Genomic DNA, 22006 nt, shown 5'->3' on the forward strand with positions numbered 1-22006 from the left:
CAAGCGACGGAACGATTGCCGGAACGGCGAAGGCGGCGCAAGGGAAACGATGTGACGAAACCGTGTCAGCGCCGCGGATGCGCCGATGCGTAGACCTGCAGCAGCCGTTCGGAATCGATGCCGGTATAGATCTGCGTGGTCGAGAGCGAGGCGTGGCCGAGCAGCTCCTGGATGGCGCGCAGGTCGCCGCCGCGTGACAGCAGATGCGTTGCGAAGGAGTGGCGCAGCGCGTGCGGCGTGGCGCTGTCGGGCAGGCCGAGCGCACCGCGCAGCCGCTCCATTGCGAGCTGGATGATGCGCGGGCTCAGCGGTCCGCCCTTGGCGCCGAGAAACATGGGCCCGTCAGCGGGCAGCGGGTAGGGGCACAGCCGGGCATACTCGTCGATCAGCGCAAGCACGTTCTGCAGCACCGGCACCATGCGCGTCTTGTTGCCCTTGCCGGTGACGATCAGCACGTCGCCTTCGCCCGGCCGCGGCACCTCGCGGCGCTTCAGGCCGAGCGCCTCGGAGATGCGCAGGCCGGAGCCGTAGAGCAGCGCCATCACGGAGGCGTCGCGCGCCAGCACCCAGGTCTCGCGAGCCTCGCCGGCGCGCTCGTCGGCATCGGCGAGCCGCTTGGCCGCATCCATCGGCAGCGGCTTCGGTAGGCTCTTGGCGATCTTTGGCGCACGCACCCCGGAGAGCGCGCCGACCTTGCCCTTGCCCTCGCGCTCCAGGAAGCGGCCGAACGAGCGCAGCCCGGCCAGCGTCCGCATCAGGGAGCGTCCGGCGATGTCGCCGGCGCGGCGCATTGCCAGGAAGGCTCTGACGTCGGCGGCCTCCAGCGCGGCGAAGCGGTCCAGCGTGACCGGCTCGCCCCAATGGGTGCAGAGAAATTGCAGGCATTGCCGGAGGTCGCGGGCATAGGCCTCCACCGTCTTCGGCGACAGCCGACGTTCGCTGCGCAGATGCGCCAGCCATTGCATCATGGCCTGGACGACGCTCTCGTCGGCACCGAGGAGGTCGGTTAGCTCAGGCTCCTTCTCGGAGAGTTCTGCCGTCTTTGCCATAGCGTCGCCGATGCCCTGCCGAACGATCGTGTTGACGGTGTCGAACGCAATCGGCGGCAACCTCGGTGCACCCTCTCCCCTTGTGGGAGAGGGTGGCTGAGATGCGCAGCATCGAAGCCGGGTGAGGGGTGTGCATCCGCGGAGACAGACCCCTCACCCGGCGCGAATTTCGCTCCGCTCATTCTCGCCGCCCTCTCCCACAAGGGGAGAGGGTGCACCGCAGACGCCGAAAGTGCTCGACCTCATCTCATGATGATCTCATATATCGCACCTCCTTCGTTTACCGTTCGCTAACTTTGCCGGGCGGCTTTCGCTTCTGTCCGCGCAAGGCTATCTCCGCCCTCATGGACCGTCCGACCGATCTCTTTCCAGGTGCCACCAGCACGGCCGGCGTGGTCGACGTGCTGGTTCCGGTCGCGCTCGATCACACTTATTCCTATCGCGTGCCGCGCGGCATGGCGCTGAAGCCGGGCGACGTCGTCGGCGTGCCGTTGGGATCGCGCGAGGTGCTGGCGGTGGTGTGGGCGGAGAACGCCAATCCCGATCCGCGGCTGCACAACCGGCTCAAGGATGTCAGCGAGAAGCTCGACGTGCCGCCGCTCAAGCCGGAGCTGCGATCGCTGGTCGACTGGGTCGCCAATTACACGCTGTCGCCGCGCGGCATGGTGCTGCGGATGTGTCTGCGCATGGGCGAGCATCTTGGCCCGGAGCGGGTCCGTCTCGGCGTCCGCCTGGTCGGCGAGCCGCCGAAGCGGCTGACGCCGGCGCGCAAGAGGGTCATTGAGGCGGTGTCGGATGGGCTGCTGCACGGCAAGTCCGACCTCGTTCGAGAGATCGGCGTGTCCAGCAGCGTGATCGACGGCCTGGTCGACGAGGGGACCCTGACGGTCGAGGCGATGCCGCGTGCGCTGCCGCCGCCGGCGCCGGACCCGTTGTTCGCGCAGCCCGAGTTCTTCGACGCGCAGCTGGCCGGCGTGAAGGCGATGCGTGAGCTGGCCGCCGATGGCGGCTTCCAGGTTGCGCTGCTCGACGGGGTCACCGGCTCCGGCAAGACCGAGGTGTATTTCGAGGCGATTGCCGAGACGGTGCGCCGTGGCCGGCAGTCGCTGATCCTGATGCCTGAGATTTCGCTCACCGGGCAGTTTCTCGACCGCTTCTCGCGCCGTTTCGGCGTCCGGCCGCTGGAATGGCATTCCGAGCTGACGCCGCGCACGCGCCAACGCAATTGGGCGGCGATTGCGGCCGGCGAGGCGCCGGTCGTCGTTGGCGCGCGCTCGGCGCTGTTTTTGCCCTATGCCGATCTCGGCCTTGTCGTCGTCGATGAGGAGCACGACCAGGCCTACAAACAGGATGAAGGCGCGCATTACCACGCCCGCGACATGGCGGTGGTGCGCGGCCACATCGCCAAATTCCCGGTGGTGTTGGCCTCCGCGACGCCGTCGGTCGAGACCGAGGTCAATGCGCGCAAGGGCCGCTACCAGCGCGTGGCGCTGCCGTCGCGCTTCGGCGGCCAGCACATGCCGCATATCGAGGCGATCGACCTCCGCCGTGAGCCGCCGCCGCGCGGCCGCTACGTCTCGCCGCGGCTGGCGGGCGAGATCCGGACCGCGATCGAGCGCGGCGAGCAGGCGCTGCTGTTCCTGAACCGGCGCGGCTACGCGCCGCTGACGCTGTGCCGCGCCTGCGGCCACCGCTTTGCCTGCACGATCTGCGACGCCTGGCTGGTCGACCATCGCTTCCGCCAGCGGCTCGTCTGCCACCATTGCGGGTTCTCGATGTCCAGGCCTCCGACATGTCCGCATTGCGCGGCGGAGGAATCGCTGGTCGCCGTCGGCCCCGGGGTCGAGCGGCTGCAGGAGGAGGCGGCGGCGCTGTTTCCCGACGCGCGCAGCATGGTGCTGTCGAGCGACCTCATCACCTCGATCGAGACCATGCGCGCCGAGCTGACCGAGATCGCGGAAGGCCGCGTCGATCTCATCATCGGCACCCAGCTGGTCGCCAAGGGCCACAACTTTCCGCGCCTCAATCTCGTCGGCGTGGTCGATGCCGATCTCGGCCTCGGCAATGGCGATCCGCGCGCCGCCGAGCGCACCTGGCAGCTCCTGAATCAGGTGATCGGCCGCGCCGGCCGCGAGCAGGGCCGCGGTCGCGGCTATCTGCAGACCCATCAGCCCGAGCATCCCGTGATGAAGGCGCTGATCGCCTGCGATCGCGAGGCCTTCTACAGCAGCGAGATCGAGGCGCGCGAGCGCACCGGCTATCCGCCGTTCGGACGGCTGGCGAGCTTGATCATTTCAGCCGGCGACCGGCCGACCGCGGAGGGCTTCGCCCGCCGGCTGGTGGCGTCAGCGCCGCGGGAGGAGGGCGTGCTGCTGCTCGGCCCGGCCGAGGCGCCGCTGGCCGTCATCAAGGGCCGCTACCGCTTCCGGCTGCTGCTCAAGTCGGCGCGCAATTTCGATCTGTCGGATTACTTGCGCCACTGGCTGGCGCATGCGGAGAAGCCCAAGGGCAATCTCAAGCTCGAGGTCGACGTCGACCCGCAGAGCTTTTTGTAGCGGTCGGCGCCGCTCTCTCCACCGTCATTGCGAGGAGCGCAGCGACGAAGCAATCCAGAGTCCCGACGAGGCTCCTGGATTGCTTCGCTGCGCTCGCAATGACGCGCGGTTAAAGGTCGCTTACGACACGACCTCTGCCGTGACGCGGCCGACGCCGGAGCGGGTCAGGCCGATGGCGCGGGCTGCGCCGGTCGAGAGGTCGAGCACGCGGCCACGGATGAACGGGCCGCGATCATTGACGGTGACGATGACGCTGTTGCCGCCATGGGTGACGCGCAGCTTGGTGCCGAACGGCAGCGAGCGATGGGCGCAGGTCATGGCATTGGCGTTCATGCGCTGACCGGAGGCGGTGCGGCTGCCGGACTCGTTGCCGTAATACGACGCCATGCCCGAGAAGGTGCGGCCGGTGCCGGACGTCGGCGCGACCGACGCGTTGGAATTCATCCAGGACGAGTTGTTCGACCAGCCGTTCGAAAAGGAGTCTGCTGCGGGCTGAGCCGCCTGGCGCGCGCTGTGATGATGATGGTGGCGCGCATGATGGTGGTGATGCCTGGACCGGGCCGAGGCTTCGGTGGCGGAGCCGCCGACGATCAGCGTGACGGCGACGGCGAGCGCGGTACGCGAGCCGGCGATCTTGCCAGCCGAGAGGTTTTTAAAATTCAGCATCTAGATCAGTCCCTCGAAACAGTATTGCTGCGTTCTGCAGCCAGTGGACCCCCGTCAGGTGTTGAGGCGGCCGCCGTTTGCTGGCGCAATGAGGCACGAATGGGGCAGTAGAAATTGTTCCGTTCGTCTCGCAATATCTTCAGGCCGGTGTCATTCATCACGGAAAATTCCGTAATCCGACAGTTTAACGTTCTGTTAACGAACTAATACTTTCTATTACTGTCGAGTTAAGTCCTCGTTGAGCTTGATGGCCTCTTGACAAGTAATCCTGACCGGAGCGGGCTGTCTGTGCCCGACCCTACCCCAGCACCAGGCAAGCCCAAACGGGCATAGCGGCCATGCAGCAACAGCTGGAACAAGGTTGCTGCGAACGGTATCGGGGTCGGACGCAACGCGCTGCAGGACGGGGGACTCGAATTGACCGCTGGCGCCGGTGCATCGCGCCGCGGCAACAAGGTGCCGAATAGCGGGCCGCCGCTTGTTGCGGCTGCGCGTACGCTATGTTAGCAAAGCGCCGCTTTTCGTGATCAAGCTGCTTCCGCGGCGATCGAAAATCAAAGTCCTGCTTGAATTCCAAGGGCTTAATCGGTTTGCGCTGCAGCGGCGCGCCGGTTTCCCTCTTGTGGGTTGGGCACTTATAAAAAGAGCACGTCTGTGGCTGCTGAAGATCCCTCCGTATCCGGTGTGTCCGGTCGTTACGCGACGGCCCTGTTTGAACTGGCCCGTGACGAAAAGTCCGTCGATGCGGTCAAGGCCGATCTCGACAAGTTCAAGGCCCTTCTCGATGACAGCGCCGATCTGAAGCGCCTCGTCCGCAGCCCCGTGTTCGGCGCGGATGTGCAGCTCAAGGCGCTCAACGCCGTGCTCGACAAGGCCGGCATCTCCGGCATTGCCGCCAACATCCTGCGGGTGCTGACCACCAACCGCCGTCTGTTCGCGGTGGCGGATGTGATCCGCGCGTTCAACGCGCTGGTCGCCAAATATAAGGGTGAAGCCACGGCCGACGTCACCGTCGCCGAGCCGCTCTCGGACAAAAATCTCGACGCCCTCAAGGCCTCACTGAAGACGGTGACCGGCAAGGACGTTGCGCTCAACGTGAAAGTGGATCCAGCGATCATCGGCGGGCTCGTCGTCAAGCTCGGCAGCCGGATGATCGATAGTTCGCTTCGCACCAAACTCAACTCGATCAAGCACGCGATGAAAGAGGCAGGCTGATGGACATCCGCGCCGCGGAAATTTCCGCGATCCTCAAGGACCAGATCAAGAATTTCGGGCAGGAAGCCGAAGTCACCGAAGTCGGGCAGGTGCTGTCCGTCGGTGACGGTATCGCCCGCGTCTACGGTCTCGACAACGTCCAGGCCGGTGAAATGGTCGAGTTCGAGAACGGCACCCGCGGCATGGCGCTGAACCTCGAGACCGACAACGTCGGCGTCGTCATCTTCGGCGCCGACCGCGAGATCAAGGAAGGCCAGACCGTCAAGCGCACCCGCGCCATCGTCGACGCTCCCGTCGGCAAGGGCCTGCTCGGCCGCGTGGTCGACGCGCTCGGCAACCCGATCGACGGCAAGGGGCCGATCCAGTTCACCGAGCGCAAGCGCGTGGACGTCAAGGCGCCCGGCATCATTCCGCGCAAGTCGGTCAACGAGCCGATGGCCACGGGCCTGAAGGCGATCGACGCCCTGATCCCGGTCGGCCGCGGCCAGCGCGAGCTGATCATCGGCGACCGCCAGACCGGCAAGACCGCAATCGCGCTCGACACCATCCTGAACCAGAAGCCGCTGAACGTCGCTGGCGCTCCCGAGAGCCAGAAGCTGTACTGCGTCTACGTCGCCGTCGGCCAGAAGCGTTCGACCGTCGCCCAGTTCGTCAAGGTGCTCGAGGAGCAGGGCGCTCTGGAATACTCGATCGTCGTTGCCGCGACCGCCTCCGATCCGGCGCCGATGCAGTATCTCGCCCCGTTCACGGGTTGCACCATGGGCGAGTACTTCCGCGACAACGGCATGCACGCCGTGATCATCTATGACGATCTGTCCAAGCAGGCCGTCGCCTATCGTCAGATGTCGCTGCTGCTGCGCCGCCCGCCGGGCCGCGAAGCCTATCCGGGCGACGTGTTCTATCTGCACTCCCGCCTGCTCGAGCGCGCCGCGAAGCTCGGCAAGGATCACGGTCTGGGCTCGCTGACCGCGCTGCCGGTCATCGAGACGCAGGCCAACGACGTGTCGGCCTACATCCCGACTAACGTCATCTCGATCACCGACGGCCAGATCTTCCTGGAGACGGACCTGTTCTTCCAGGGCATCCGTCCTGCGGTGAACGTCGGTCTGTCGGTGTCGCGCGTCGGCTCCTCGGCACAGACGAAGGCGATGAAGAAGGTCGCCGGCAAGATCAAGGGCGAGCTGGCGCAGTACCGCGAAATGGCGGCGTTCGCGCAGTTCGGCTCGGACTTGGACGCCTCGACCCAGCGCCTGCTGAACCGCGGTTCGCGCCTGACCGAGCTCCTGAAGCAGCCGCAGTTCTCGCCGCTGAAGATGGAAGAGCAGGTCTGCGTGATCTGGGCCGGCACCAACGGCTATCTCGACGCGCTGCCGCTGGGCAAGGTGCGCGCTTTCGAGGACGGCCTGCTGTCGCTGCTGCGCGGCAAGAACGCCGACCTCTTGAACGCGATCCGCGACAGCAAGGACCTGTCCGACGACAGCGCCGCCAAGCTCAAGGCGGTGGTCGAAGGCTTCGCCAAGACCTTCGCCTGATCGCGAAGGCGTGGCCGGCTCCAGCCGGCCATCCACGCCTTCGGGGTGGGACAACGTGACATCTCATGCCCGGCGCCAGGCCGGGCATGACCAATCTCAGGGTTGAGCGGTCGGGTCTCCAGGGGATCGGCCGCCGGGGTGAGCTAGACGAACAATGGCGTCACTGAAAGACATGCGGGTCCGCATCGCCTCGACCAAGGCGACGCAGAAGATCACCAAGGCGATGCAGATGGTCGCCGCCTCCAAGCTGCGCCGCGCGCAGCAGGCGGCTGAGGCGGCGCGTCCCTATGCCGAGAAGATGGACGCCGTGATCTCGAACATCGCGAGCGCCACCATCGCCACTGCCGGTGGGCCGACGCTGCTCGCGGGCACCGGTCGCGACCAGGTGCATCTGCTGCTGGTCTGCACCGGCGAGCGCGGCCTGTCTGGAGCGTTCAACTCCTCGATCGTGCGTCTGGCGCGCGAGCGGGCGCTGGCCCTGATGAACCAGGGCAAGGAAGTGAAGTTCTTCTGCGTCGGCCGCAAGGGCTACGAGCAGCTGCGCCGCCAGTTCGACAAGCAGATCGTCGAGCACATGGACCTGCGCTCGGTGCGCCAGATCGGCTTCGCCAATGCGGACGACATCGCCAAGAAGGTGATCGCGCGCTTCGAGGCCGGCGAGTTCGACGTCTGCACGCTGTTCTATTCGCGCTTCCGCTCGGTGATCGCGCAGATCCCGACGGCGCAGCAGATCATTCCCCTGGTGGTCGAGGCGCGCCCTGCCAATGCAGCGCCGCTCGCTCCTTACGAATACGAGCCGGAGGAGGACGAGATCCTCGCTTCGCTGCTGCCGCGCAATCTCGCCGTGCAGATCTTCCGCGCTTTGCTGGAGAACAACGCCTCGTTCTACGGTGCGCAGATGTCGGCGATGGACAACGCCACGCGCAACGCCGGCGAGATGATCCGCAAGCAGACGCTGATCTACAACCGCACGCGTCAGGCGATGATCACCAAGGAACTGATCGAAATCATTTCGGGCGCCGAGGCGGTCTAGTCGGATCGCGCAGCGCCCGTTGAAGCGCAACTTTAGGAACACATCCCGGTCGAGCCGACCGTGGTTTCGTATACGGATCGTAAGGAGAGACACTCAATGGCTACCGCAGCCAACCAGATCGGTCGCATCACCCAGGTCATCGGCGCCGTCGTCGACGTGCAGTTCGAAGGTCACCTGCCGGCCATTCTCAATTCGCTCGAAACCAAGAACGCCGGCAACCGCCTCGTGCTCGAGGTCGCCCAGCATCTCGGCGAATCCACCGTGCGCACGATCGCGATGGACACCACCGAAGGTCTGGTGCGCGGCCAGGAGGTGACCGACACCGGTTCGCCGATCCGGGTGCCGGTCGGCGAGGGCACGCTCGGCCGCATCATGAACGTCATCGGCGAGCCGATCGACGAAGCCGGCCCGGTGAAGGCCGAAGGCCTGCGCCCGATCCACGCGGACGCACCGAGCTACACCGACCAGTCGACGGAAGCCGAGATTCTCGTCACCGGCATCAAGGTCGTCGATCTTCTTGCTCCGTATGCGAAGGGTGGCAAGATCGGCCTGTTCGGCGGCGCCGGCGTCGGCAAGACCGTGCTGATTCAGGAGCTGATCAACAACGTCGCCAAGGCGCATGGTGGTTACTCGGTGTTCGCCGGCGTCGGCGAGCGCACCCGTGAAGGCAACGACCTCTATCACGAGTTCATCGAGTCCAAGGTCAACGCCGATCCGCACAATCCGGATCCGAGCGTCAAGTCGAAGTGTGCGCTGGTGTTCGGCCAGATGAACGAGCCGCCGGGCGCCCGCGCCCGCGTCGGCCTGACCGGCCTGACCGTCGCCGAGCACTTCCGCGACCAGGGCCAGGACGTGCTGTTCTTCGTCGACAACATCTTCCGCTTCACCCAGGCCGGCTCGGAAGTGTCGGCGCTGCTCGGCCGCATCCCGTCTGCGGTGGGCTATCAGCCGACCCTCGCCACCGACATGGGCGCGCTGCAGGAGCGCATCACCACCACCAACAAGGGCTCGATCACCTCGGTGCAGGCGATCTACGTGCCGGCCGACGACTTGACCGACCCGGCGCCGGCGACGTCGTTCGCCCACTTGGACGCCACCACCGTGCTCAACCGCGCGATCTCGGAAAAGGGCATCTACCCGGCGGTGGACCCGCTCGACTCGACCTCGCGCATGCTGTCCCCGCTGGTCGTCGGCGAGGAGCACTATCAGACCGCGCGCATGGTCCAGCAGATCCTCCAGCGCTACAAGTCGCTGCAGGACATCATCGCCATCCTGGGCATGGACGAGCTCTCGGAAGAGGACAAGCTGACGGTGGCCCGCGCCCGCAAGATCGAGCGCTTCCTGTCGCAGCCGTTCCACGTCGCCGAAATCTTCACGGGCTCGCCCGGCAAGTTCGTCGACCTCGCCGACACCATCAAGGGCTTCAAGGGCCTGTGCGAAGGCAAGTACGACCACCTGCCGGAGGCCGCCTTCTACATGGTCGGCAACATCGACGAGGCGGTCGAGAAGGGCAAGAAGCTGGCCGCTGAGGCGGCGTAAGAGGCGAATAGCGAACAGGGAGTAGCGAATAGTCGTTCGCTACTCCCTTCTTCCCTACTCGCCACTCGCCACTCGCTATTCGCAGGTTTTCTCATGGCTACTTTCCATTTCGATCTCGTCTCGCCGGAAAAGATCGCCTTCTCGGGCGAGGTCGACCAGGTCGACGTCCCCGGCCAGGAGGGTGATTTCGGTGTGCTCGCAGGCCACGCGCCGTTCGTCGCCACCTTGCGGCCGGGCATCCTGACCGTGACGGCAGGCGGATCGCAGCAGAAGATCATCGTGCTCGGCGGTCTCGCCGAGATCTCGGACAAGGGTCTGACCGTTCTCGCCGACGTCGCGACGTCGCTGAAGGAGCTGGACCACACCGCCTTCGCCGCCGAGATTTCGGGCATGGAAGCCAAGCTGAACGAGAAGCAGGGCAACGAGCTCGATCGCGCGATCGAGCGTCTGGATCACTTCAAGACCATCCAGCAGCAGCTCAACACGACGGCGCTGCACTGATCGAGGTAAGTCGTCGGAACACGCGTTCATGGCCGGGCTCTGCCCGGCCATTTTTCGTTTTCGGCCTCGAACATCCCGCGCCGGCGGATGACTACTTCAGGGATGCCGGTTGCGCGGTCGCCGATCTGACTGCATGCTCCCGGCCGATCGAACGAGCGTGGTGACATGGCAGGGCAGATCGTCTTGAAGCGCAAGATCGCGGCAATCTTCGCCGCCGATATTGCCGGCTATTCCCGCCTCGTCGCCGAGGATGAAGAGGAGACGCTGCGGCGTCTGGCGGCCTATCGTGAAGTCGTCGACGACTTCATCGCGCGCGCCGGCGGCCGCATCTTCAACACCGCGGGCGATGCTGTTCTCGCCGAGTTCCCGAGCGCGGTCGAAGCGGTGCGTTGCGCGATCGACATCCAGGAAAGCCTGCGCACGCGCAACATGGCGTTTCCGCCGACCCGGCAGATGAGCTACCGCATCGGCATCACCATCGGCGACGTCGTCGAGCGCGACGGGGATCTGCTCGGTGACGGCGTCAACATCGCTGCACGCCTCGAGGGCCTTGCCGACGTCGGCGGCATCTGCATCTCCCGCGCCGTGCACGAGCAGGTCGCCAACAAGCTGTCGGTGCAGTTCGCCGATATGGGCGCGCGCGAGGTCAAGAACATCCCGACCCCTGTGCACGCCTATCGTGTCGCGATGCGCCGGGAGGACGGGACCTACGCGCCGCCGCAAGACAAGACGACAAAGTCAGGAGGCGTGCGCCGCCTGATCGTGATGGCGGCCGCATCCGTTGTTGCGCTCGTGGCGATCGCTGCGGGGACCGCATTCTATCTCGATTCCTACGGACCACAGCCGGCGCGGCGTGACGCCGCCAAGGCCGCGGCCGAGGCGCTGGCCCGGCTGTCCGGCAAGCCCGCATCGCCGTCGCCGGGCCCGACGGCCGTCGCCGCAGCAGCCACGCCCGAACCCGCGGCCTCGCCGGTTGCCGCGCAGCCCGGTCCGGCGCCATCGACATCGTTGGCGTCGGCCGAGAGGTTCACACCCGAGGCCGTGCCCTTCGTCAGCGAGCGCACCCGCATCGCGCTGGCGCGGGACTATGTGCCGGCGCCGGCGCACAAGGCATTTGCGACGACGATCAATGGCGTCAGCGCCTATGTCACCGGGCAGTCGAGCGAGGACGCCGCGAAGGCGGCGGCATTGGAGCAGTGCCAGCAGCGCGCCGAGACGTCGAACGGCCCGCGCAAATGCGAGCTCTATGCCGTTGGAGACAGCGTGGTGTACGCGCACAGCAAGCCTCCTTTGCCGCCGCAGCCGTGGGTGCGCCACGACCCGGCCACCGAGCGCGCGTTCAGCGCAGCCGAGATGCCGCTGGTGCGTGACACCGGCCGCGCCCGGCTCGAGGCGAATTATGGCTCCGCGCGGCGAACCAAGGCGATCGCGCTCGGACCCGGCGGCCAGTTCTTCTACAGCGTCGGCGGCGACCTCGTCGACGACGTGGTCCGGCGCAATCTCGAGGCCTGTGGCGCCCAGGCCGGCACGGCGTGCCTGATCGTTGCCCTGGATGATGCCTTCGTGGTGCCGGTGCCGGCGGTCATGAAGGCAACCGGTTTCTTCCACGCGGCCAGTCACACCGCGATTGCCGCAGAGGCACGCGATGAGGTCGCGCGGCGCCTGGCCGGCGCGGCGTCCGGCTGGAATGCGATCGCCGTCGGGACGGCCGGCCATCCCGGCTACGGCCTCAACGGCGATCGCGAAGAGACCGCGATCGGCGGCGCCCTGGCCGATTGCTCAACGCGCGACCAGGACTGCCGCGTCATCGCAATCGGTCCGTTCACGGTCGAGGACAATTAGCCGGACTCTCTCCGCCGTCATTCCGGGGCATCGCGCAGCGATGAGCCCGGAATCCATAGCCACGAGCGGAAGTTGTCTCGACGACAAGCGCCACATCCGTCTCGCGCCTCATAACATCCTGTGGCGATGGATTCCGGGCTCGCGCTATGCGCGCCCCGGAATGACGAGAGGAGAGAGCCCCGTTCACGGCAGTCTAAGCACCAACTGCGGGCGGCAATGGATATTAGCCGATCAAGCGCCGGCGGCCGCCAGATGCGCGAACGCCTGGGCCACCGCGCGGTAAACCTCGCGACGGAACGGCACCACCAGCTCCGGCACGCGCGCCAGACGCTCCCAGCGCCAGGCATCGAACTCGGCGGGCTGGCCGTTGCGCGGCGTCACCGGATCGATGTCGTCCTCGCGTCCGGTGAAACGCATCGCGAACCATTTCTGGCGCTGGCCGCGGAAGCCGGCGAGCCGGTGGTTGGGATCCTCGAACGGCGGAAATTCGTAGGTCAGCCAGTCCGTCTCGGCGAGCATGTCGGCGTCGCGAATGCCGGTCTCCTCCCACAACTCGCGCCGCGCGGCCGCCTGCAGGTCTTCGCCCGGATCGACGCCGCCCTGCGGCATCTGCCATTCCAGGCCGGGCAGCACGATTTCCGGACCGTCGTCGCGGAAGCGGCGCCCGAGGAAGACGAGGCCGTCGGCATTGAGCAGCGCGATGCCGACATTGGGACGATAGGGTCTGGTTTCGGTCATGGCTCGCATCCGGGGCGCGTCGTCGCCGACAGCAACGCAAAGTGACGGCGTTGTCGCGACGGTTCTGCAGAGATTTTCTGCAGTGCAAGCGTATGACACGGTTTCGCCGGCCGCGTCGTGAATGATCTGCGGGGGCTGGCTCAGCCGCCCGCCAACGTCGCGAATTCCTTCACCACGCGCTCATAAACCGGCCGCTTGAACGGCACGATCAGCGTGGGCAAGTTCTGCATCGGCTCCCAGCGCCAGGTGATGAACTCGGCCTTGTGGTGGCCGCCACCGGGACGCTCGACGTCGATCTCGGCGTCCTTTCCGGTGAAGCGCAGCGCGAACCATTTTTGGCGCTGGCCGCGATAGCGGCCCTTCCAGGCCCGCCCCGCCACCGTGCGCGGGATGTCGTAGGTCAGCCAGTCGTCGATCTCGGCGAGCTTCTCGACCGAGCGGACGCTGGTCTCCTCATACAACTCGCGCTTGGCGGCTTCCCAGGCATCTTCGCCGGGATCGACGCCGCCCTGCGGCATCTGCCACACATGGGTGTCGTCGACATGCTCGATGCCGCCGGCGCGGCGGCCGATGAACACCAGCCCTTCCGCGTTGATCAGCGTGATGCCGACGCAGGTGCGGTAGGGCAGGTCCTCGTAGCGCGTCATTCCGTCTCGGCCTTCCTGCGTTGTGCTCTGCGCCTCGTCGCGCAGACCCCGCATTGCGTTGCCGCTGAGCGGCGTACGCCCGTTCAGTTCGATTTTGATTTCAGCATCGCGGTTGTCAATGGCACCAGCAGAATGCCCTTGCGGTCGAGGCCCTTGATCCAAGTACCGATGCGGTCGATCGAGACCGGCAGCGCCGATGCCGTGCCGACCGCGACGCCGCGCTCCTTGGCGAGGCTCTCGAGCTTGGTCAGCGCGTTGTCGATCTCGACCGGCGTCGGCACCGCATCGATGGCGACGTCGCCCTTGGCGAACGGCATCGCGCGCCCGGTGGCCAGCGAGGCCGCCACGCTGCGCGGCGCAGCGCCATCGTCGAACAGCGCAAGGCCGCGCTTGGCGGCCTCGTTCACGATCGGCTGCATCGCCGCCTCGGTCGCGACGAAGCGCGCGCCCATGAAATTGCCAATGCCGACATAACCCTGCAGCCGGCTCATGTGCCAGAACAGACGGTCGATGTTCTGGTCCGGCCCCAACGTGGCGAGCAGTGTCTGCGGGCCAGGATCGTTGTCGGGATAGTCGTAGGGCTCCATCGGCACCTGCAGCAGGATCTCGTGACGCTGCGCCCGGGCGCGCTCGGCGAGCTTGGTCGGATCGGCGCCATAGGGCGTGAAGGCCAGCGTCACCGCCGGCGGCAGCTTCATGATGGCGTCCACGGTCTTGGCCGCGCCGACGCCGAGGCCGCCGATGACGATCGCGACCGCCGGCATGCGCGCAGCCTTGGCGCGGTCGGCGTCGGCCGCATAGGCGGTGAACGGCTTCACGCCGTCGGCCATCACCGGGATCATGCCGTAGCGCGATTTCTCCAGCAGGCGCGGGTCGACGCCCGGCATCTGGCTTCCCGGAGCGGCGGCGCCCGGCTCGGCGGTGTCGCTCCCGGCCGGGCCGATCGCGACCTCCTGGCGGGCACCGCTGGAGCCGTCGATGATGGTGACCGTCTTGCGCTCGCCACCCTCGGACTTGGCGGCGGGCGCCGCGCCGTGGTCCGGCTTTGCCTCGGGCTTGGTCGCGGCCGGCTTGTCGTCGGGCTTGGCGCCCTCGTTGATCGCGACCCTGGCGACCGGCTCGCCGCCGAGCGGATTGTCGCTGAACATGGCAAAGCCTGCGAACACGACCAGGAACAGGCCGAGCAGCATGGCGAGGGCCTGCAACGCCGTGAAGGGAAGCCGAATGCGGCGCCTGCGACGCTTTTCCGTCTGTCCGAGCGGGGCGCTCAGCTCGTCGGCCGTCTCTGTCATCGAAATTCCCGAATCAATCGGGTCGACGATACCACGGCAGGGATTCGGGTGCAGGCGCAGTGTCCGCAAGCCCGTAGATCGGCGGAGCCTGGACCCGGGAAACCCGCGGAAACAAAAGGGCGGCCCGGAGGCCGCCCTTCAAACCGATCTTGAGATCAGCCGGCTGCTTAGTTGGCCGCCTTGGCCGGCTTGTCGGCCGCGGCCTTCTCGGTCGGCGCCGGCGTATTGGCGCTGTTCTTGATGCCGTGGAGCAGGTCGGCGGCGAGCTTGAGCGCCTTGTCGTCCTTGGCGTCCGGCGGCACGTAGGACTGCGAGCCGGTCTTCTCGTCACCATCGTTCTTGAGATGGCCGCGCAGCGAGGCCTCGCCCTTGGTGTCGGTGCGCGACTTCAGCTCCTCCGGCACGTCCTGCAGCACCTCGATGTCAGGCACGATACCCTTGGCCTGGATCGACTTGCCCGACGGCGTGTAGTAGCGCGCGGTGGTCAGACGCAACGCGCCATTGCCGGCGCCGAGCGGAATGATGGTCTGCACCGAGCCCTTGCCGAACGAGCGTGTGCCGACCAGGGTCGCACGCTTGTGGTCCTGCAGCGCGCCGGCCACGATCTCGGATGCCGACGCCGAGCCGCCATTGACCAGCACGATGACCGGCTTGCCCTTGGTGAGGTCGCCGGCATGCGCCGAGCGGCGCTGCGTTTCCTCGGCATTGCGGCCGCGGGTCGAGACGATCTCACCGCGCTCCAGGAACGCGTCGGAGACGGTGACGGCCTCTTCGAGCAGGCCGCCCGGGTTGTTGCGCAGGTCGATGATGTAGCCCTTCAGCTTGTCGCCGATCGAGCTTTGCAGGTCGGCGATGCTCTTCTTGAGGCCTTCGGTGGTCTGCTCGTTGAAGGTGGTGATGCGGATGTAGGCGATGTCGTCGCTCTCGGTGCGCGAACGCACCGAACGGACGCGGATGTTGTCGCGGGTCAGCGTCACGTCGAGCGGATTGTCGGCGCCCTTGCGCATCACCTTCAGCTTGATCTTGGTGCCGACCGGGCCGCGCATCTTCTCGACGGCCTGGTTGAGGGTCAGGCCCTGCACGGCTTCGTCGTCGAGATTGGTGATGATGTCGTTGGCCTGGATGCCTGCTTTCGAAGCCGGCGTATCGTCGATCGGCGAGACGACCTTGATCAGGCCGTCCTCCATCGTCACCTCGATGCCGAGGCCGCCGAACTCGCCGCGGGTCTGCACCTGCATGTCGCGGAAGCTCTTCGCATCCATGTAGCTCGAATGCGGATCGAGGCCCGACAGCATGCCGCTGATCGCGGACTCGACGAGCTTGGAATCGTCGGGCTTCTCGACGTAGTCGCTGCGCACCCGCTCGAACACGTCGCCGAACAAATTGAGCTGGCGATAGGTATCGGAGGTCGCGGCGCGCGCGGTCGATCCCATCAACACCGCGCGCGGTTGCGACACGAACAACGTCAGTGCCGCACCGGTGGCCGCGCTCAGCAGAATTACCGAAGTCTTACGCATCATCCGCGTACCTTTTCGCCTTCATTTGCGGCCCACCATGGGCCTGGATCGATTGGAGTGCCATCCTTGCGGAACTCGACATAGAGCACTGGTTGACTCGCAGTGGTGGCGAGAATGGAGGCGACCTGGGAGGTAATACCCATTGTCGCGACCGGCTCTCCCGTCTGAACAAACTGCCCGATGTTGACGGAAATGCGCTCCATCCCGGCGATCAGGACATGATACCCGCCACCGGCGTTGAGGATCAAGAGTTGTCCGTAGCTGCGGAAGGGGCCGGCATACACAACCCAGCCATCACACGGGGTTGTGACCTGGGCGCCCGGACGGGCTGCCAAAGAAATGCCTTTATCAGAGCCGCCGGCGCCGTCGGGTGCGCCGAATTCGCGAATCTTGCTGCCATTGACCGGATAGGTCAGCATGCCCTTGGTCGAGGCGAACGCAATCGCCGGCGCCTTGCGGGCGGGATTGCGGAGCGCGTTCGCGTCAGGCTTGGCATTCACCGGAACGCCCTGCAGGCTTGCCGTCGATGCGGCCTTGGCCGCGCTCTTGAGGTCCAGCTCCATCGTCGTGATCAGGCTTTGCAGCGAGTCGATCTGCTGCGCCAGCGCGGTGGCGCGCAGGCTCTCCGCTTCCATGTCCTTCTCGGCAGAGGCCTGCTTGCGCTGCCGTTCCTCGACGAGGGCGGCGAGACGGGTTTGATCGGTCCGCAGCCTGTCGCGGTCGGCGGCGACCTTGTCTCGCTCCGACGCGATGGTCCTGCGGATGGCGACGAGTTCGCCGAGATCGGTCGAGAGCTTCTCGGCACGAACGCGCATTTCCGGAATGACCGAGCCCAGCAGCATGGCGGTGCGCAGCGATTGGAGCGCGTCCTCGGGCCGGACCAGCAGGGCAGGCGGTGTACGGCGGCCTGCGCGCTGCAGTGCGGCCAGCACCTCGATGATTTCGGTCCGCCGCGCCTCCAGCGAGTTGCGCAGATCCTGCTCACGGCCGTCGAGCCCGCGCAGCCGTGTTTCGGCCTCGCCGACGCGGATCTCGACGCCGCGCACCTGGGCCGCGACATCGATCAGCTGCTGATTGAGCTTGCCGCGGTCCTCGCCGAGCGCGGCGATGTCGGCCTTCAGGCGCTCCTGCGCTTCGGCGGCGGCCTTCTGGGCCGCGCGGGCAGCCTCCAGCTCCTGTTCGCGCTGCTTCAGCTGCTCGGGTGTCGCCGGCGTCGGTGAGGCGGTCGCCGGTGAGGCAGTACCGGGGATCGACGGACGAAGGCCTGTCTGCGCCATCGCGGGTCCGGTGGGAAGGGCGATCAGCAGCGCGATCAGCGACGCGTGGCGCGCCCGGCCGCGGCGGACGGGAACAGGGGAGCGAAAAAGGGGCCGCGCGGCAAACATCGAGGTCCTTATTGTGCTCCCATCGTCCCTGTTTCAAGCGCGGTGATAGGGGTGACCGGCGAGGATCGTAGCAGTACGGTAAATCTGCTCGAGCAAAAGGACGCGGACGATCTGGTGCGGCCAGGTTGCAGCTCCGAACGCGATCCCAAGCTTGGCTCTGCGCCGCAATTCGGGCGAAAGTCCGTCTGCGCCGCCAATCACGAACGCGGCGGCCGGAATGCCCTCGTCACGCCAGCGTCCGAGGTGACCCGCAAAGGTTGTGCTGTCGATGTTCTGGCCACGCTCGTCGAGGCAGACCAGTACGGACTTGTCGGGGATGGCGGCGGAGATCGCCGCAGCCTCCTCGGCCATGCGCGTCGCGGCATCGCGCGTGCGGCTTTCCGGAAGCTCATGGATGTCGAGGCCGCGAAAGCCGAGCTTGCGGCCGATATCGTCGAAACGCTCGCGGTAGCGCTCCGCGAGCTCTCGCTCGGGACCCTGCTTCAACCGGCCGATGGCGACCACGATCAGGCGCATGCGCACGGCCTAGCACGTGCACGGCACGATTCGCATCCGCCGGCAGCGTCGTGCCGCCTAGACCGTCTTCGCCGGGTTCGGCCCTTGCGTCCACAACCGTTCGAGGTTGTAGAACTCGCGGACCTCGGGCCTGAAAACGTGCACGATCACGTCGCCGGAATCGATCAGCACCCAATCGCAATTGGGCAGGCCCTCGATATGGAGCTTCTTGGTCCCGGCTTCCTTCAGGCCCTTGGCGACGTTTTCCGCGATCGATCCGACGTGCCGGTTCGAGCGGCCCGTGGTGACGACCATGTAGTCGGAATACGCCGATTTGCCGTGAAGATCGATGGTGACCGTCTCCTCCGCCTTCATGTCCTCGAGGCGGGAGAGGATCGTGCGCAGGGTCTTGTCGGCGTCGGGTTGCGCCTGCAAGGCCGCATCTTGGGTCGAAGCGTTACGCGCAGACTTGGCAGAAGCCGATTTCGAACTCGTTGCCTTCGTCTTGGGTAAGGCCGACTTGGACAATACAGATGTGGTCAGGGACCATTCCTTTCACTGTATCGCAGGCCGAATCCATCACGGCCTGCTGACCATACTAGGCATGTGGGGTGCATGGTTTCAACAATCCAGTCCCCGCCACCCCGGTCCGGCGTCTTGCCTGCCGCCCCGCCTCGGACCCCGACGGGACGGTAAGTTCCATGCACATCCGATGCCGCAGGAGGTGCATGCGTCGATCTCAGAACGACTTCCAGCTGCCGTCCGGGTTCCTCAACCCGGTCGATGACAGGCTCATTTTCAGCCCGGTGAGATAGACCCAGGCCGGCGCCGCCCGCCCCGCCAGCCGGCTGGCCTCCGCTTCAGGAATGCGATACCGCGCCAGCGCGCGCGCGGCGGGGGCGTTCAGAGCGCGAAAGCTGCGGGGCGGACGATCGACCACGGCAATCGGAACCTGAGCCGCGATGTGCTGCCACTTCTGCCAGCGATGGAACTGCGCGAGGTTGTCGGCGCCCATGATCCACACGAAGCGCAGGCGGGAGGCACGCCGGCGCAGATAATCGATGGTGTCGGCAGTGTAGCGGGTCCCGATGACGGATTCGAGACAGCTGATCTCGATGCGCGGATCGGCGGCGACCTTGCGTGCCGCAGCCGCGCGCTCGGCAAGCGCATGCAGCCCGCCATTGTCCTTGAGCGGATTGCCGGGCGTGACCAGCCACCAGACACGATCGAGTTGCAGCCGCTTCAGCGCAAACAGGCTGATCGCGCGATGCGCCTGGTGCGGCGGATTGAAGGAGCCGCCGAGCAGGCCGATGCGCATGCCGTCGCTGGAGGGCGGCAGCGCCTGGCGGATCGCAGGGCGCACGGCATCGTCGTCCGTCACGGTCGCCCCCGCTCGCTGGCCGTCCAACTCAACCACAGGATGCGACGGTCATGGCCGCGTCTGTCCAGTGCCGTGGATCCGGTACTTGAAGCTGGTCAACTGCTCGACGCCGACGGGCCCACGTGCATGGAACTTGCCGGTCGCAATGCCGATCTCGGCGCCAAAACCGAACTCGCCGCCATCCGCGAATTGCGTCGAAGCATTGTGCAGCACGATCGCGGAGTCGACCTCGTTGAGGAATCTGTCGGCCGCGGCATTGTCCGCAGTGACGATCGCATCGGTGTGGTGCGAGCCATGCTCGTGAATGTGCGCGATCGCGCCATCCACGCCATCGACGACCTTGGCGGCTATGATGGCGTCGAGATATTCGGTGTCCCAATCCTCGTCGCCGGCGGGCTTCACGCGGGCATCGGCGGCGCGGATGGCGGCATCGCCCCGCACCTCGCAGCCGGCGCCGATCAGCATGTCGACGAGCGGCTCGATCTTGTCCTGCGCCGCACGATCGATCAGCAGCGTCTCGGCCGCGCCGCACACACCGGTGCGCCGCATCTTGGCGTTCAGCACGATGGACTTCGCCATCTCCAGATCGGCGGCGCCGTCGACATAGACGTGGTTGACGCCTTCGAGATGCGCGAACACCGGCACCCGCGCCTCGGACTCGACGCGGGCGACGAGGCTTTTTCCCCCGCGCGGTACGATGACGTCGACGCCGCCGTTCAGGCCGGACAGCAGCAGGCCCACGGCCGCGCGGTCGCGCGTCGGCACCAGCGTGATCGCTGCTTCCGGCAGGTCGGCCTCGCGGAGGCCTTCGACCAGGCATTCATGAATCGCGCGGCAGGAGCGGAACGAATCCGAGCCGCCGCGCAGGATCACGGCATTGCCGGACTTCAGGCACAGCACGCCGGCATCGGCCGCGACGTTGGGGCGGCTCTCGAAGATCACGGCGATGACGCCGAGCGGCACCCGGACGCGCTCGATGGTCATGCCGTTCGGCCGCTGCCAGCTCTCGGTGACCACACCGACCGGATCGGCCACACCACGCACCACGGCAATGCCGTCGGCCATGCCGGCGACGCGCGCCGGCGTCAACGTCAGACGATCGACGAACGACGCCGCCATGCCGCCGGCCTTGGCCTCGGCGACGTCCTCGGCGTTGGCGGCGATGATCGCGTCAGCGCGGGCGCGGACCAGGCGCTCCATCGCCTCCAGCGCACGGTTCTTCTGCTCGGCTGGCGCCAGCGACAGCACGCGTGCGGCCGCACGGGCGCGCTGGGCGAGGTCGTTCATCAGGACAGGCAGATCGGCGCTGCCGTCGATGGCTTTGAGAGGCGCGGTCATGAGCGTTCAACCTTGAAGTAAGGATCTCCAGTAGCACGGAATTCCGCCGTTTGCGAACGCCGGTGCCACGGTCTCAGGCGGGGCCGACCCCCGCGGGCCCGATCACCAGATCATCGCGGTGGATCATCTCGGCACGGCCGGACATGCCGAGGATGACGGCGACATCCGGCGAGGAGCGCCCCTTGATGCGCTCGGCGTCGTCGGCGTCGTAGGCGACGAGGCCGCGGCCGATCTCGTGGGTGTCCGGGCCGCGCACGACCACGGCGTCGCCGCGGGCGAACTGGCCGTCGACCCTGATCACGCCGGCCGGCAGCAGGCTCTTGCCGGCGCGCAGCGCGGTGACGGCACCGGCGTCGATCGTCAGCGTGCCCTTCGGCTCCAGCGAGCCTGCGATCCAGCGCTTGCGCGCCGTGACGGGGTTGGCGGGCGTGAGAAACCAGGTGCAGCGGCCGCCATTGGCGATCGCCGCCAGCGGATGCTCGATCTTGCCGGAGGCGATCAGCATGTGGGTGCCGCCGGTCGTGGCGATCTTGGCGGCCTCGATCTTGGTTTTCATGCCGCCGCGGGAGAATTCCGAAGCGGCGCTGCCGGCCATGCCCTCGATGTCGGCGGTGATGCTCTCGACCACCGGGATCAGGCGCGCGTTCGGGTCCTGGGCGGGCGGAGCAGTGTAGAGACCGTCGATGTCCGACAGCAGCACCAAGAGGTCCGCGCTCGCCATGGTCGCGACCCGCGCGGCGAGGCGGTCATTGTCGCCGTAACGAATTTCAGCAGTCGCCACCGTGTCGTTCTCGTTGATCACAGGCACCGCGCGCCAATCCAGCAGCTTGGCGATGGTCGAGCGCGCATTGAGATAGCGGCGGCGCTCTTCGGTGTCCTGCAGGGTCACCAGGATCTGGCCGGCGCCGATGCCGTGCGCGCCGAGTACCTCCGACCAGATCCGCGCCAGCGCGATCTGGCCGACCGCGGCGGCGGCCTGGCTCTCCTCCAGCTTCAGCGGTCCGCGCGGCAGCTTCAGCCGGCTGCGGCCGAGCGCGATCGAGCCCGACGACACCACCAAGAGCTCGCAGCCGCGGCCATGCAGCCGCGCGATGTCGGCGGCCAGCGCCGTCAGCCAGGAGGCGCGGACCTCGCCGGCCTCGGAATCGACCAGCAGCGACGAGCCGACCTTGACGACGATGCGGTGGAAATTTTCGAGACGGGGGGCCATGGCGTGAACGGGGTCGGTTCGAGCTCTCGTCGCGTGTCGAGCGGTTGCGTGACTGGCACGCGGTCCGCGCG

19 protein-coding genes are annotated in these 22006 nt (G+C 66.8%); 7 read left to right on the top strand and 12 right to left on the bottom strand.

Features of this window, described 5'->3' with window-relative positions; all coding sequences use genetic code 11:
- Positions 1–65: 65 nt before the first annotated feature.
- Positions 66–1049: a tyrosine recombinase XerC gene (locus HL666_RS25950; protein ID WP_172184420.1), complete on the bottom strand. Its 984-nt coding sequence runs from the start codon at positions 1047–1049 to the stop codon at positions 66–68.
- Positions 1050–1393: 344 nt separating this feature from the next.
- On the opposite strand from HL666_RS25950, the gene HL666_RS25955 reads away from it, so the two are divergent.
- The gene (locus HL666_RS25955) at positions 1394–3604 is read left to right on the top strand and encodes a primosomal protein N' (protein ID WP_172184329.1); all 2211 of its coding nucleotides are present in this window, start codon (positions 1394–1396) and stop codon (positions 3602–3604) included.
- Positions 3605–3724: 120 nt separating this feature from the next.
- On the opposite strand, the gene HL666_RS25960 is transcribed toward HL666_RS25955, so the two are convergent.
- Positions 3725–4270 carry a septal ring lytic transglycosylase RlpA family protein gene (locus HL666_RS25960; protein ID WP_172112907.1) on the bottom strand — a complete coding sequence of 182 codons (546 nt, stop codon included), beginning with the start codon at positions 4268–4270 and terminating at the stop codon, positions 3725–3727.
- A 654-nt stretch (positions 4271–4924) separates the two neighbouring features.
- Between HL666_RS25960 and HL666_RS25965 the strand changes: the two genes are divergently transcribed.
- The 6 genes from HL666_RS25965 to HL666_RS25990 all read left to right on the top strand — a co-directional run bounded on the left by HL666_RS25965 (position 4925) and on the right by HL666_RS25990 (position 11932).
- Complete coding sequence (locus HL666_RS25965) at positions 4925–5485, top strand: F0F1 ATP synthase subunit delta (protein ID WP_172133724.1); 561 nt, start codon at positions 4925–4927, stop codon at positions 5483–5485.
- The gene (gene atpA, locus HL666_RS25970) at positions 5485–7017 is read left to right on the top strand and encodes a F0F1 ATP synthase subunit alpha (RefSeq protein WP_172112905.1); all 1533 of its coding nucleotides are present in this window, start codon (positions 5485–5487) and stop codon (positions 7015–7017) included. Before HL666_RS25965 ends, atpA begins: the two co-directional genes overlap by 1 nt.
- 154 nt (positions 7018–7171) lie before the next feature.
- Positions 7172–8050 (top strand): F0F1 ATP synthase subunit gamma, encoded by an 879-nt coding sequence (locus tag HL666_RS25975; RefSeq protein WP_172112904.1) that lies wholly within the window; start codon positions 7172–7174, stop codon positions 8048–8050.
- A 96-nt stretch (positions 8051–8146) separates the two neighbouring features.
- Positions 8147–9589 (top strand): F0F1 ATP synthase subunit beta, encoded by a 1443-nt coding sequence (gene atpD, locus HL666_RS25980; protein ID WP_172112903.1) that lies wholly within the window; start codon positions 8147–8149, stop codon positions 9587–9589.
- Positions 9590–9682: 93 nt separating this feature from the next.
- Positions 9683–10090 (top strand): F0F1 ATP synthase subunit epsilon, encoded by a 408-nt coding sequence (locus HL666_RS25985; protein ID WP_172112902.1) that lies wholly within the window; start codon positions 9683–9685, stop codon positions 10088–10090.
- Positions 10091–10255: 165 nt separating this feature from the next.
- Positions 10256–11932, top strand: a complete 1677-nt coding sequence (locus tag HL666_RS25990; RefSeq protein WP_172184332.1) for an adenylate/guanylate cyclase domain-containing protein — start codon at positions 10256–10258, stop codon at positions 11930–11932.
- A gap of 231 nt (positions 11933–12163) precedes the next feature.
- Here HL666_RS25990 and HL666_RS25995 read toward each other — a convergent pair whose 3' ends face one another.
- The 10 genes from HL666_RS25995 to proB all read right to left on the bottom strand — a co-directional run bounded on the left by HL666_RS25995 (position 12164) and on the right by proB (position 21935).
- On the bottom strand, positions 12164–12670 hold the full coding sequence (locus HL666_RS25995; RefSeq protein WP_172184334.1) for an RNA pyrophosphohydrolase: 507 nt from the start codon (positions 12668–12670) through the stop codon (positions 12164–12166).
- Between the two features lie 140 nt (positions 12671–12810).
- Positions 12811–13317, bottom strand: coding sequence for an RNA pyrophosphohydrolase (locus HL666_RS26000; RefSeq protein WP_172184337.1), 507 nt, complete (start codon positions 13315–13317; stop codon positions 12811–12813).
- 83 nt (positions 13318–13400) lie between these two features.
- Complete coding sequence (locus HL666_RS26005) at positions 13401–14609, bottom strand: divergent polysaccharide deacetylase family protein (protein ID WP_172184340.1); 1209 nt, start codon at positions 14607–14609, stop codon at positions 13401–13403.
- Between the two features lie 167 nt (positions 14610–14776).
- Positions 14777–16129: a S41 family peptidase gene (locus HL666_RS26010; protein ID WP_172112897.1), complete on the bottom strand. Its 1353-nt coding sequence runs from the start codon at positions 16127–16129 to the stop codon at positions 14777–14779.
- Positions 16126–17511, bottom strand: coding sequence for a murein hydrolase activator EnvC family protein (locus HL666_RS26015; RefSeq protein WP_172112896.1), 1386 nt, complete (start codon positions 17509–17511; stop codon positions 16126–16128). The genes HL666_RS26010 and HL666_RS26015 overlap by 4 nt, the downstream gene beginning before the upstream one ends.
- A 33-nt stretch (positions 17512–17544) precedes the next feature.
- Entirely contained in the window at positions 17545–18027 is a 483-nt protein-coding gene (gene rlmH, locus HL666_RS26020; protein ID WP_172112895.1) for a 23S rRNA (pseudouridine(1915)-N(3))-methyltransferase RlmH, read from the bottom strand.
- A gap of 57 nt (positions 18028–18084) precedes the next feature.
- The gene (rsfS, locus tag HL666_RS26025) at positions 18085–18441 is read right to left on the bottom strand and encodes a ribosome silencing factor (RefSeq protein WP_172112894.1); all 357 of its coding nucleotides are present in this window, start codon (positions 18439–18441) and stop codon (positions 18085–18087) included.
- Positions 18442–18745: 304 nt separating this feature from the next.
- The gene (locus tag HL666_RS26030) at positions 18746–19357 is read right to left on the bottom strand and encodes a nicotinate-nucleotide adenylyltransferase (protein ID WP_311976384.1); all 612 of its coding nucleotides are present in this window, start codon (positions 19355–19357) and stop codon (positions 18746–18748) included.
- A gap of 78 nt (positions 19358–19435) precedes the next feature.
- Positions 19436–20725 carry a glutamate-5-semialdehyde dehydrogenase gene (locus tag HL666_RS26035; protein WP_172133640.1) on the bottom strand — a complete coding sequence of 430 codons (1290 nt, stop codon included), beginning with the start codon at positions 20723–20725 and terminating at the stop codon, positions 19436–19438.
- A 73-nt stretch (positions 20726–20798) separates the two neighbouring features.
- On the bottom strand, positions 20799–21935 hold the full coding sequence (gene proB, locus HL666_RS26040; protein ID WP_172112891.1) for a glutamate 5-kinase: 1137 nt from the start codon (positions 21933–21935) through the stop codon (positions 20799–20801).
- Positions 21936–22006: the final 71 nt, after the last annotated feature.

Source organism: Bradyrhizobium aeschynomenes, from assembly GCF_013178945.1.
Classification (GTDB): Bacteria; Pseudomonadota; Alphaproteobacteria; order Rhizobiales; family Xanthobacteraceae; genus Bradyrhizobium; species Bradyrhizobium aeschynomenes.

What these genes read in the sequence shown, in the direction of transcription:
- HL666_RS25950 (WP_172184420.1), bottom strand. Translation starts at nt 1,049, where the DNA reads ATGGCAAAGACGGCAGAACTCTCCGAGAAGGAGCCTGAGCTAACCGAC.
- rlmH (WP_172112895.1), bottom strand. Translation starts at nt 18,027, where the DNA reads ATGCGCCTGATCGTGGTCGCCATCGGCCGGTTGAAGCAGGGTCCCGAG.
- HL666_RS25975 (WP_172112904.1), top strand. Translation starts at nt 7,172, where the DNA reads ATGGCGTCACTGAAAGACATGCGGGTCCGCATCGCCTCGACCAAGGCG.
- atpA (WP_172112905.1), top strand. Translation starts at nt 5,485, where the DNA reads ATGGACATCCGCGCCGCGGAAATTTCCGCGATCCTCAAGGACCAGATC.
- HL666_RS25955 (WP_172184329.1), top strand. Translation starts at nt 1,394, where the DNA reads ATGGACCGTCCGACCGATCTCTTTCCAGGTGCCACCAGCACGGCCGGC.
- atpD (WP_172112903.1), top strand. Translation starts at nt 8,147, where the DNA reads ATGGCTACCGCAGCCAACCAGATCGGTCGCATCACCCAGGTCATCGGC.
- HL666_RS25990 (WP_172184332.1), top strand. Translation starts at nt 10,256, where the DNA reads ATGGCAGGGCAGATCGTCTTGAAGCGCAAGATCGCGGCAATCTTCGCC.
- HL666_RS26005 (WP_172184340.1), bottom strand. Translation starts at nt 14,609, where the DNA reads ATGACAGAGACGGCCGACGAGCTGAGCGCCCCGCTCGGACAGACGGAA.
- HL666_RS26035 (WP_172133640.1), bottom strand. Translation starts at nt 20,725, where the DNA reads ATGACCGCGCCTCTCAAAGCCATCGACGGCAGCGCCGATCTGCCTGTC.
- HL666_RS25960 (WP_172112907.1), bottom strand. Translation starts at nt 4,270, where the DNA reads ATGCTGAATTTTAAAAACCTCTCGGCTGGCAAGATCGCCGGCTCGCGT.
- HL666_RS26015 (WP_172112896.1), bottom strand. Translation starts at nt 17,511, where the DNA reads ATGTTTGCCGCGCGGCCCCTTTTTCGCTCCCCTGTTCCCGTCCGCCGC.
- HL666_RS26010 (WP_172112897.1), bottom strand. Translation starts at nt 16,129, where the DNA reads ATGATGCGTAAGACTTCGGTAATTCTGCTGAGCGCGGCCACCGGTGCG.
- proB (WP_172112891.1), bottom strand. Translation starts at nt 21,935, where the DNA reads ATGGCCCCCCGTCTCGAAAATTTCCACCGCATCGTCGTCAAGGTCGGC.
- HL666_RS26000 (WP_172184337.1), bottom strand. Translation starts at nt 13,317, where the DNA reads ATGACGCGCTACGAGGACCTGCCCTACCGCACCTGCGTCGGCATCACG.
- HL666_RS25995 (WP_172184334.1), bottom strand. Translation starts at nt 12,670, where the DNA reads ATGACCGAAACCAGACCCTATCGTCCCAATGTCGGCATCGCGCTGCTC.
- HL666_RS25985 (WP_172112902.1), top strand. Translation starts at nt 9,683, where the DNA reads ATGGCTACTTTCCATTTCGATCTCGTCTCGCCGGAAAAGATCGCCTTC.